Origin of the sequence: Lelliottia sp. (genome assembly GCF_045627565.1) — a bacterium.
GTDB lineage: Bacteria > Pseudomonadota > Gammaproteobacteria > Enterobacterales > Enterobacteriaceae > Enterobacter.
Genome location: NZ_JAZQNX010000025.1, coordinates 1 through 8,343 on the forward strand (window position 1 = coordinate 1; position 8,343 = coordinate 8,343).

Here is an 8,343-nt window from a genome sequence, read left to right on the forward strand (position 1 = left end):
CGCGTATCGGGGCGTTGGGTCCGGCGCGGCAGACTGCACAGGGAGAAATGGGCTGCAAGCTGCTGACGGCAAAGGGGAAATGCTGCTGCGGCGGCCATCTTCGCAACGGATAAAGTTGTTGTGGAGAATAACTCGCTGAGTCTGGTAGCCAGAGGCTGTGCAATCGCGACACCATGACGGACGAAGATTGCGGAGCAGTTACTGGAAACCGGGGCGAAAGCGGGCATGGTCGGTCTTGCCGGTGCTGCCATTAAGGATATGGCGGATAAGATGACCTCCGATGAACTGGATCATCTTGTTACCCTGCAAATGATGGGAAATGATGAGATTACCGGGAAGTATCTGAGTTCGTTGCAGGATAAGTATGGTTCCGGGAATGTTTCAAATCCAAACATCGGTAAGGATCTGACGGGGGCGGAGAAAGCTGAGTTAGGTGGTGCGGGGTCGGGAACGCCGGGCGGCTGGGAACCGCAGGATGAGGAGAATGCGCGAAATAATGAAGCCCATAACTCAACAAATGGAAAAAACCTAAATTCTGAATTAGTTGGTAAAGAAATTGCGGGAGGACATTCTTTTGAGAAGCACGTTCTTCAGCAAGGGGAGTTTACTGGTCTGGGTATAAGAACAAGGGCTCAGTTTGCGCAACATATTGAAAATGTTGTCAAGAATCCTACATCTACAAAAGAGTTGAGCAATGGTCGTTCAGCTTATTGGGATCAGTCTACAGGTACTGTTGTAATCCGTAATCCGAAAGCATCTGATGGCGGAACAGCTTTTAGGCCGGTAAACGGTAGGGCATATTTCGATAATTTGAGGTGATGAATGGACGTAATATCTATTGCTGGGAAACAAGCTCAATTAACCATTAACGAGAATGAGTTATTGATTTTAAATTCAGCTTTGAATGAGATTTGTAATGGTATCTCGGTTCTTGAGTTTGAAACCAGAATAGGGGCTTCTAAAGAGGAAACCTCTATATTGCTTAATGCCATAGGTCGTATTTTAGACAATATGAATGTTTAAAAAGATTCCGGCCCTTGCGCCGGGATCTTCTTTTTACCCGTCAGCCCTTAACCGGCTCGATCACCCGTCTTCCCTGTTCCTCGCTGACCGTGACCGGCGTATCGGGGCTGAACCCTGCCTCTTTCATCCACTGGGGTAACATTCCGGTTACCTTATTGAGCACTGTTATTTTTTCGACAGTAAAACAATGCAAATGATTAAGGGAAAATAAATGAACCAATATCTAGGGTCATTTTGCGATATTTTTGCGGAAGCCATTGAACGTTACAGATTTGTTGTATCTGCAACTGATGAAGATACTATCGTACTTGCTCAGAAAACTTATCAGCTAAAGTTCGTTATGTGGCGAGAAGCGGTTGAAGTCAGTTTTTGTGAGTTAAAAACCGATAATAGTGTTCTGGTATACAATGTGAGAGATTTCATTATTACACAAATGAAGGATGAAGATCGCGTTATACCAGAAAACGCTGTGCAACCTGGATGGAGTGAGGTTTATAAACGAAATATATGCAGTCTCTATCATTTTTCAAATACTTTGAAACATCGACTTCCATCAATGTTGAAAGGAAATATGGATTGGCTGAAGTTATACGAAAAATCAGAATGGTATCGCGACCCGAAATATGAAAACCGCTGTATGTAACGTCATGTAAAAAGACGGTTTAATTTATAAAAAGGAATTTAAGAAGTATGGGTGATGATTCATTTATGAGGGAAATTATATTTTGCATTGGTTTCTCTATGAGTGACAGGAGCTTTTATCGCATAAATGGTTGGGCGTTTGCTCAATGCTCTAGGGCAACCCCTTACGATGAGAAAAGGTAATTGCTTCGAAATATAATTGGTTTGCATTGTCGCTTGCTTTCTATTGAGCAACACCCCGGCCATCCTGCAAACAAAAAAAGACGACAGTGAGGATGTCGTCTAAGGGTATTGCGTGTTCGGACCTCTCGGGCTAGGGGCCTTCGCGTTATGATATCGTCATGCGATAGCCAGGCGCAGGCCCAGCTCATCGGGATAGGGGCTAAAGTAGTTTTGCGTCAGGAGATAATCGTCCGGATGCTCGGCCAGATAGTGCTTCAGCAGCGTCAGCGGCGCGAGGATCGGCAGTAATCCGGCGCGATAGTTCAGGATCACTTCACGCAACTCCAGGCGCTGGCGCGCGTTGAGCTGTTCGCGGAAATAGCCCTGAATATGCATCAGTACGTTGGTGTGATTTTTCCGTGAGGCGGGCTGTTTCAGAATCGCCATCAGCTTTTCCCGATAGGCTTCGAAAAAAGCGTCCAGATCTTTCCACTCATGCATGGAAGCCACGAACGGCCCAATCTCACGGTATCCGGCTTGATTGTGTGCCAGCAGTTGCAGCTTGTAGCGGCTGTGATAGGCCAGAAGCGCGCGGCGCGTCAGACCGCTGGCGCGAACGGCGTTCAGCTCATGAAGGGCAAAAACGCGCGCGATGAAATTCTCCCGCAGCACCGGATCGTGCAAGCGTCCGTCCTCTTCCACCGGCAACCACGGATATCGCGCCATCATGGCGGCGGTAAATATGCCGCTTTCTTCCTTCGCGCCTCGATTCCCCGCTTCATCGTAAACTCTCACCCGCTCCATACCGCAACTCGGCGATTTGGCGCAGACGATAAATCCATCCAGATTCGCGATTGATGGTAAATACTGCGCGGCGAAATCCGCCATTTTATCGGTCACATCGTCATGAGGAGCATGGGTGAAGCGCATGCGAATATCGCCGACAGGTGTTTTCACCAGGCGCAGAGCGGGGCGTGGGACGGGCAGGCCGATCGCCATCTCGGGGCAAACCGGTTTGAACGTCACCTCTTTAGCCAGCGCGTCCATCACAAAACCCATCCGTTTGTGGCCGCCATCAAAGCGCACGGCCGATCCGGTCAGGCATCCGCTGATACCGAGTACGGGTTGATTGTTCATGATGTCACCTCTGGCTACCTGTTATGGGCTGATGAAAACAGTATAGCCAAAACTTAGACAAATGTGTTTTATTGTCTAAGTTTTTATGGGTTTTTATTTTATTTTGATTAAAAATCAATGAGGTTGTGGCGTTTATTTTTGGTCATAAACGTCACGAGTTGTTCAGCTTCCTTTGTACGTAGAGTAGCCGTACTGGCTCAGCAACAGAGGGATGTGCAGTTTTTCATTGGTGCGGGTGACGGTGAACTGCACGGGGATTTCCGGGAAGAAGGATTCCAGCTTTTGGCTGCGGAAGTATTCGCTGGTTTTGAACGTCACTTTGTAAACCCCTGGCTGCATATCCTGCTCCTGCGGATAAAGCGATTTGATGCGTCCGTCAGGGTCGGTTTTCGCGCTTGCCAGCGTGGTCCAGCTGTTCTGCTGCTGCTTTTCCAGTGTGACGGTGACGTCGGGTGAGGGTAATCCGGTTTGCTGATTAAGAATGTGCACGCTCAACGTGCCGACCGGGGCGCTAAACGCCGCCGGAATAAATGCCAGAGAAGAGAGAACAATAAGGCCAGAAAGCTTATTCATGTTGATATCCTGTCAGATGAAAATAACAGGGAAAATTTAACACTCTGCGCGAAAAATAATATTCAACTTTCCGTGATAACTGGTAAGGCCATTATTTTTACAAGGTGACGACTTCGAGGAAATTAACCTGTTCGCGCCATTTCTCTATTTGTTTTTTACGCGCAATGGTTAATTTACCACTGGTGATCAGCAACCATTGGCGTTCGGGAAACATTTCAGGAGCCAGCGCTGCAGGCGACAGCGGAAGCACATCGATACGATGGCCCTGGCCGGTGCGCTTCAGCGCTTCGAGCCAGATTTCACACGGGTCGGTGAGGTGCCAGCCGGTCAGCAGAAAATTGTCGCCTCGCGCTTTACGGTCGCCTTCCAGACAAAACGAGGTGTAGGAAATGATAATGCCGTCCAGCACTTCGCGCAGCGTCATCATGGTCGGGGTGTTGGCCGAGACAGAACTGCGCAGCGGTCGCAGGACTTGGGTCACCAGTTCCGGACGGGGATATTCACGACCCGCATCGTAAATTAGCTGGCGCAGCGATTCGATTTTGCCTTCTCTGAGCCGCTGGAGCATCGACTCCTGCAAGGTGACCCAGTTGTTGGTCCGGCGTGCGCCAGGGCGCGCCAGCAGTGGTTTAACCTGACTAACGGGCACACCTTTTTTCACCCAGTCGAGAATTTTGAGCGCCTGTTGCACATCGTCATCGCTGTAAAGACGATGCCCGCCATCGGTGCGCAGCGGTTTCAGCAGGCCATAGCGGCTCTGCCATGCCCGAAGCGTGGTGGCGTTGATTCCGCAAAGTCTGGCGAATTCGCCGATGGAGTAAGACATGTGTACGCCCGATCAGAAAGATTAGTCTCAATATACTACGAATATTCGTCGGCTGAATGAAGAGCCTGACGCGTGCACTACACTTATACCCGTCATACTTCACGTTGCAGGGGCGTTTGCCGTCCTGCAACTCGAATGATTGAGGGTAGATATCCCACGAGCAAATGAAAGGAGTTCACATGAAGCTATGGCCCGTTTTGACAGGCGTTGCGATCGCCTTGACGCTGGTTGCCTGCCAATCCCCGACGCCACCGAAAGGCGTAAAGCCTATCACCCACTTTGACGCCGGGCGTTATCTGGGCAAATGGTATGAAGTTGCCCGTCTGGAAAACCGCTTTGAGCGCGGGCTTGAGCAGGTCACCGCCACGTACGGTAAGCGCAGCGACGGCGGGATCAGCGTGCTCAACCGGGGCTACGATCCGGTGAAAAACAAATGGAGCGAGAGCGAAGGTAAAGCCTATTTCACCGGTGAGCCGACCACCGCCGCGCTGAAAGTCTCGTTCTTCGGACCGTTCTACGGCGGCTATAACGTGATCGCGCTGGACGATGAGTACCAATACGCGCTGGTGAGCGGGCCGAACCGCGACTATCTGTGGATTTTGTCGCGCACGCCGACCATCCCGGACGCGGTGAAGCAGGATTACGTGAGCATCGCTCGCGGTCTTGGGTTCCGTGTCGATCAGCTAGTGTGGGTGAAGCAGTAGCCTAACGCGCGGCGTCATTTCGTGCTTTTTTCGTAGGGCAATGGCGCGGCGCGTAGATAGACTTCCGTTTAGGGTCGAACGGGAGATAACGAGATGAACTGGCAACCTTTTCGCGGTGACGCGCCAAAAAACATGACGATTTTTAGCGCGTCATTTCCCGACATTAGCGATCAATGGCCGATGAAAGACGACGTGACGCGGGAGATAAACGCGCTCAATCAGGCCATGAAAGCTAACCCACAGTTCTTGCCGCCGTTGCTTGAGGAGGGCGAGAACGGGTTGCCAATGCTGACTCCGCAACATGCCTGGTCTGAACAGGCGTATCGCACGCGTCCGGCGATGGCTGCCTGGCGCGCACGGCTTGTGCCTAAGGCGTTAGCGCTGTTCGTGGTGCAAAATCCGCTGGAAGAACGGCTGCCGGAAGGCACCAGAATGGACAGCGAAAGCCGCCAGTGGTTTATTCACGCCAATGATGCTATCGGCGTGCGCTCCCGTGCGCAGGTATTAGCCGCGCTGGTCGAAAAGTATATTCATAACGATATCGAAAGCGACTGGATAAGCCTGGCGAGCGGCGCGGCGATCCCGGTGCTGGAGGCGCTGCGTACCGCAAAACTGGACGGGCAAAAAGTCCATCTCACGCTCGTGGATAACGATCCTGTCGCCTTGCGCTGGGCCGAGACCATGGCGGCGCAAGAGGGGCTAAACGTCGGGGAGCAGCTGACGCTGCTGAATCGGCATCTGGTCCATCACCTGATCCGCAACGACGATCTGCTACTTGAGCTGGGCGAGCATCAGGCCGAACTGGTGGATGCGCTGGGGATTTTCGAATATTTCAACGATACCGATGCGGTGATTTTCTTGCAGCGAGCCCTGCGGCTGGTCAAACCCGGCGGGGCAGTCATTGTGTCGAATATGCTGACGACCAGCCCGCAGATTGATTTTATCCTCCGCTGCATCGGCTGGGCGCCCATCTTCCCGCGCTCGCTACAGCGGTTGCAGGATATTCATATCGCGGCGGGGATTCCGCCGGAGAACGTGACCGTGGTGGTGCCGAAAGACGGGGTTTATGCGGTGATGGAAGTGAGGGTTTGAATTTTTGATTACCTCTTCCTGTGGGAGAAGGGGGCACGCCCGTAGAGGCGGCCTTAACCATTCTTGTTAGCCAATCTAACCAGGCATTCGAACAAGGGGACAGCGGCTACTATCGCAAAATATTGAGAGAAACAAAAATATATAACCAGCGTGTCCGAGATTATCCGAGTCATAATCTGCATAAAGTACGGGATCGCCGAAATTAAAATGATTCATAAAGCCGGTAAAGGGCATTTTCAGAATTTCAGACAGTGGGTAAAACACTCCACTGATAAAAAGGAGAAACGACATCACCAGGAATGTAAAAATACGCAGTCGCCATTTAGTGCGTTTGGACATTGCATGCCCCATTGGTATTACCGATCACAGTGATTACCTTATTTTTGTAGCCAGACGTACTTCATACTCATGTCACAATTATTTTATGTGGAATGGTGAGAAATAACGGGAGTTTTCACATGAGTGAGCAGGGATCTGGTGACATTGTGATCATTTTCTCTTGATTTAAAAGCCTGGCCTCAGCATGATCCCATCATGAAAATAGAAACTGCAGTCCCCTCACAATACGAACGTCTCGTCGAAGTCTGGGAATCCTCCGTTCGCGCGACGCATCACTTTTTACAAGAAAGCGATATCGCGGCATTGCGCCCGTTGTTGCTCAACACTTATCTCCCCAACCTAAAGGTTGTGATTGCTTGTGATAACGTCGGAATAATTCACGGTTTTTTAGGTGTTGATGAGAATCGTATCGAAATGCTTTTTGTCGACGATGCAAGTCGTGGAAAAGGCGTAGGAAAATTATTGCTGAAGTATGCCATTGACCATTTTGGCGCGAACGAGGTAGATGTTAACGAGCAAAACCCGCAGGGTGTGGCGTTTTATCGCCATATGGGTTTTGTGCAAATTGGGCGTTCGGAGCGTGATGGGCAGGGAAACCCGTTTCCATTACTGCATATGAAGTTGCATAAATAGGTACCGAATCTTGGGCCTGATGTCTTCGCATCAGCGTTGCTGACCCAGCCTAAAAACGTGCTTGATCGTTTCCCTCTCCTCTTCGAGGAGAGGGTTAGGGGAAAAACCCTTACCGACCGTAATGAATCCCGACCAGCGCACCTTCAATCCCTTTCAGCTTTGCCTGTGCTTCTTTAAGCTCGCAGTGCAGCCGCTGTTCCTGCTCGTTGTAAGCCACCAGAACGATGCACCCGTCCATGACTTTTACGGTCACCTGTTGCCCGGTTTCAAACCCGGCGGCGCGTAGCCATTTGCCGGAAAGAATAATGTTTGGCGTGGATTTGTCAGAAACGTGCGGGCGATATCCCACAATTATCGTGCGCTCGGTTCCGGTTTCTGCGGCGTCTGGGGTAGAATGCGAATCAGCCATAATCAACTCCTTGATAGTTGGTGAGGTTAGACGCCCTTTGGTGCTCCAACACTGCTGGGCGTCGTTAGAATTCATAATCCGTGTGGTAGGTACCACATGCAGAGAAACTAACCGAAGTGGTACCTACCATGCAAGAGAAAAAGAAACCAAATTTTGACCGCAACAAAAGTACGATGAAGAACATCCGGTTCGAGGATGAGCTTTTGGAACAGATTGAGAAAGCAGCGGGCAAAGGGAATTTTAGTAAGTGGGTGAAGGAAGCTTGTAGATTAAGGCTTTCAAAAGATTAATTCTGTAAAAACTTCATTTTAGTTGAGTTCTATAATAGATGCTTAATAATAAATGTGCTCCAAATATTTCAGGATTATTAATTGTTGTTAGTTATACTTGAGCTTTTAGAGTGTAATGCTATCTATAAAATATTTCTAATTAAATCTATTTTTGAATCTTTGTGAGCTAACACGGCGCTTCATTTTACTGTTACAGTTAGGACATAAATGTTGTTTTTTCCCCTCTATTTCCCATGTGTAATAGTTTCTTTTAAAATAAGTGTCACATATATTACATCGCCTTGGTTTGAATATTGCTCCTAAAACGATCAATAAAACTATAGCACCTATAATCCATTCCATTATTTTACTCTTAGTATTTTTTAAATTAAAAAGAGAATAGCATTGTCTGTTTAGCACTATAAGTGATCAAATGCACATTATGTCTAATTCACTGATAGGCTATATTTACTAATTAGGAAGGTTAATAATTACTACAATCACATAATACATTATTGGCGGGATCACAGGAGT

Annotated in this window: 11 protein-coding genes and 1 pseudogene; 7 read left to right on the forward strand and 5 right to left on the reverse strand. The window is 49.1% G+C overall.

The annotated features are described in order from the left end of the window. Positions 1–81 precede the first annotated feature (81 nt). Positions 82–501 (forward strand): annotated as a pseudogene (locus tag ACKI5T_RS13985) (hemagglutinin); the annotation flags it as partial. A gap of 321 nt (positions 502–822) precedes the next feature. After that, positions 823–1,023, forward strand: coding sequence for a hypothetical protein (locus tag ACKI5T_RS13990; RefSeq protein WP_407438193.1), 201 nt, complete (start codon positions 823–825; stop codon positions 1,021–1,023). 40 nt (positions 1,024–1,063) lie between these two features. Here ACKI5T_RS13990 and ACKI5T_RS13995 read toward each other — a convergent pair whose 3' ends face one another. Continuing rightward, entirely contained in the window at positions 1,064–1,165 is a 102-nt protein-coding gene (locus ACKI5T_RS13995) for a SymE family type I addiction module toxin (protein WP_407438195.1), read from the reverse strand. 69 nt (positions 1,166–1,234) lie between these two features. Between ACKI5T_RS13995 and ACKI5T_RS14000 the strand changes: the two genes are divergently transcribed. Beyond that, the gene (locus ACKI5T_RS14000; RefSeq protein WP_407438197.1) at positions 1,235–1,666 is read left to right on the forward strand and encodes a hypothetical protein; all 432 of its coding nucleotides are present in this window, start codon (positions 1,235–1,237) and stop codon (positions 1,664–1,666) included. 338 nt (positions 1,667–2,004) lie between these two features. On the opposite strand, the gene ACKI5T_RS14005 is transcribed toward ACKI5T_RS14000, so the two are convergent. The 3 genes from ACKI5T_RS14005 to ACKI5T_RS14015 form a co-directional block, all read right to left on the reverse strand. Next, on the reverse strand, positions 2,005–2,964 hold the full coding sequence (locus ACKI5T_RS14005; protein ID WP_407438199.1) for a YbgA family protein: 960 nt from the start codon (positions 2,962–2,964) through the stop codon (positions 2,005–2,007). Between the two features lie 162 nt (positions 2,965–3,126). Beyond that, positions 3,127–3,537, reverse strand: a complete 411-nt coding sequence (uraH, locus tag ACKI5T_RS14010; protein ID WP_011915331.1) for a hydroxyisourate hydrolase — start codon at positions 3,535–3,537, stop codon at positions 3,127–3,129. A gap of 97 nt (positions 3,538–3,634) precedes the next feature. Then, positions 3,635–4,363 carry a MerR family transcriptional regulator gene (locus ACKI5T_RS14015; RefSeq protein WP_011915332.1) on the reverse strand — a complete coding sequence of 243 codons (729 nt, stop codon included), beginning with the start codon at positions 4,361–4,363 and terminating at the stop codon, positions 3,635–3,637. A 179-nt stretch (positions 4,364–4,542) separates the two neighbouring features. Between ACKI5T_RS14015 and ACKI5T_RS14020 the strand changes: the two genes are divergently transcribed. From ACKI5T_RS14020 to ACKI5T_RS14030, 3 genes are all read left to right on the forward strand, one after another. Then, a complete protein-coding gene (locus ACKI5T_RS14020) occupies positions 4,543–5,067 on the forward strand; it encodes a lipocalin family protein (RefSeq protein ID WP_407438201.1) in 525 nt (174 codons plus the stop codon). Positions 5,068–5,160: 93 nt separating this feature from the next. Then, entirely contained in the window at positions 5,161–6,159 is a 999-nt protein-coding gene (locus ACKI5T_RS14025; protein ID WP_407438203.1) for a class I SAM-dependent methyltransferase, read from the forward strand. Between the two features lie 534 nt (positions 6,160–6,693). Beyond that, on the forward strand, positions 6,694–7,131 hold the full coding sequence (locus ACKI5T_RS14030) for a GNAT family N-acetyltransferase (protein ID WP_407438205.1): 438 nt from the start codon (positions 6,694–6,696) through the stop codon (positions 7,129–7,131). Positions 7,132–7,240: 109 nt separating this feature from the next. Here ACKI5T_RS14030 and ACKI5T_RS14035 read toward each other — a convergent pair whose 3' ends face one another. Next, entirely contained in the window at positions 7,241–7,540 is a 300-nt protein-coding gene (locus ACKI5T_RS14035) for a SymE family type I addiction module toxin (protein WP_407438207.1), read from the reverse strand. A 128-nt stretch (positions 7,541–7,668) separates the two neighbouring features. Here ACKI5T_RS14035 and ACKI5T_RS14040 point away from each other — a divergent pair, with 128 nt between their 5' ends. Further along, positions 7,669–7,830, forward strand: coding sequence for a YlcI/YnfO family protein (locus tag ACKI5T_RS14040; RefSeq protein ID WP_235134397.1), 162 nt, complete (start codon positions 7,669–7,671; stop codon positions 7,828–7,830). Positions 7,831–8,343 lie beyond the last annotated feature (513 nt).

Excerpts from the sequence above, each read along its gene's own strand:
- ACKI5T_RS13990 (WP_407438193.1), top strand. The coding sequence starts at position 823 with ATGGACGTAATATCTATTGCTGGGAAACAAGCTCAATTAACCATTAAC.
- ACKI5T_RS13995 (WP_407438195.1), bottom strand. The coding sequence starts at position 1,165 with ATGTTACCCCAGTGGATGAAAGAGGCAGGGTTCAGCCCCGATACGCCG.
- ACKI5T_RS14000 (WP_407438197.1), top strand. The coding sequence starts at position 1,235 with ATGAACCAATATCTAGGGTCATTTTGCGATATTTTTGCGGAAGCCATT.
- ACKI5T_RS14005 (WP_407438199.1), bottom strand. The coding sequence starts at position 2,964 with ATGAACAATCAACCCGTACTCGGTATCAGCGGATGCCTGACCGGATCG.
- uraH (WP_011915331.1), bottom strand. The coding sequence starts at position 3,537 with ATGAATAAGCTTTCTGGCCTTATTGTTCTCTCTTCTCTGGCATTTATT.
- ACKI5T_RS14015 (WP_011915332.1), bottom strand. The coding sequence starts at position 4,363 with ATGTCTTACTCCATCGGCGAATTCGCCAGACTTTGCGGAATCAACGCC.
- ACKI5T_RS14020 (WP_407438201.1), top strand. The coding sequence starts at position 4,543 with ATGAAGCTATGGCCCGTTTTGACAGGCGTTGCGATCGCCTTGACGCTG.
- ACKI5T_RS14025 (WP_407438203.1), top strand. The coding sequence starts at position 5,161 with ATGAACTGGCAACCTTTTCGCGGTGACGCGCCAAAAAACATGACGATT.
- ACKI5T_RS14030 (WP_407438205.1), top strand. The coding sequence starts at position 6,694 with ATGAAAATAGAAACTGCAGTCCCCTCACAATACGAACGTCTCGTCGAA.
- ACKI5T_RS14035 (WP_407438207.1), bottom strand. The coding sequence starts at position 7,540 with ATGGCTGATTCGCATTCTACCCCAGACGCCGCAGAAACCGGAACCGAG.
- ACKI5T_RS14040 (WP_235134397.1), top strand. The coding sequence starts at position 7,669 with ATGCAAGAGAAAAAGAAACCAAATTTTGACCGCAACAAAAGTACGATG.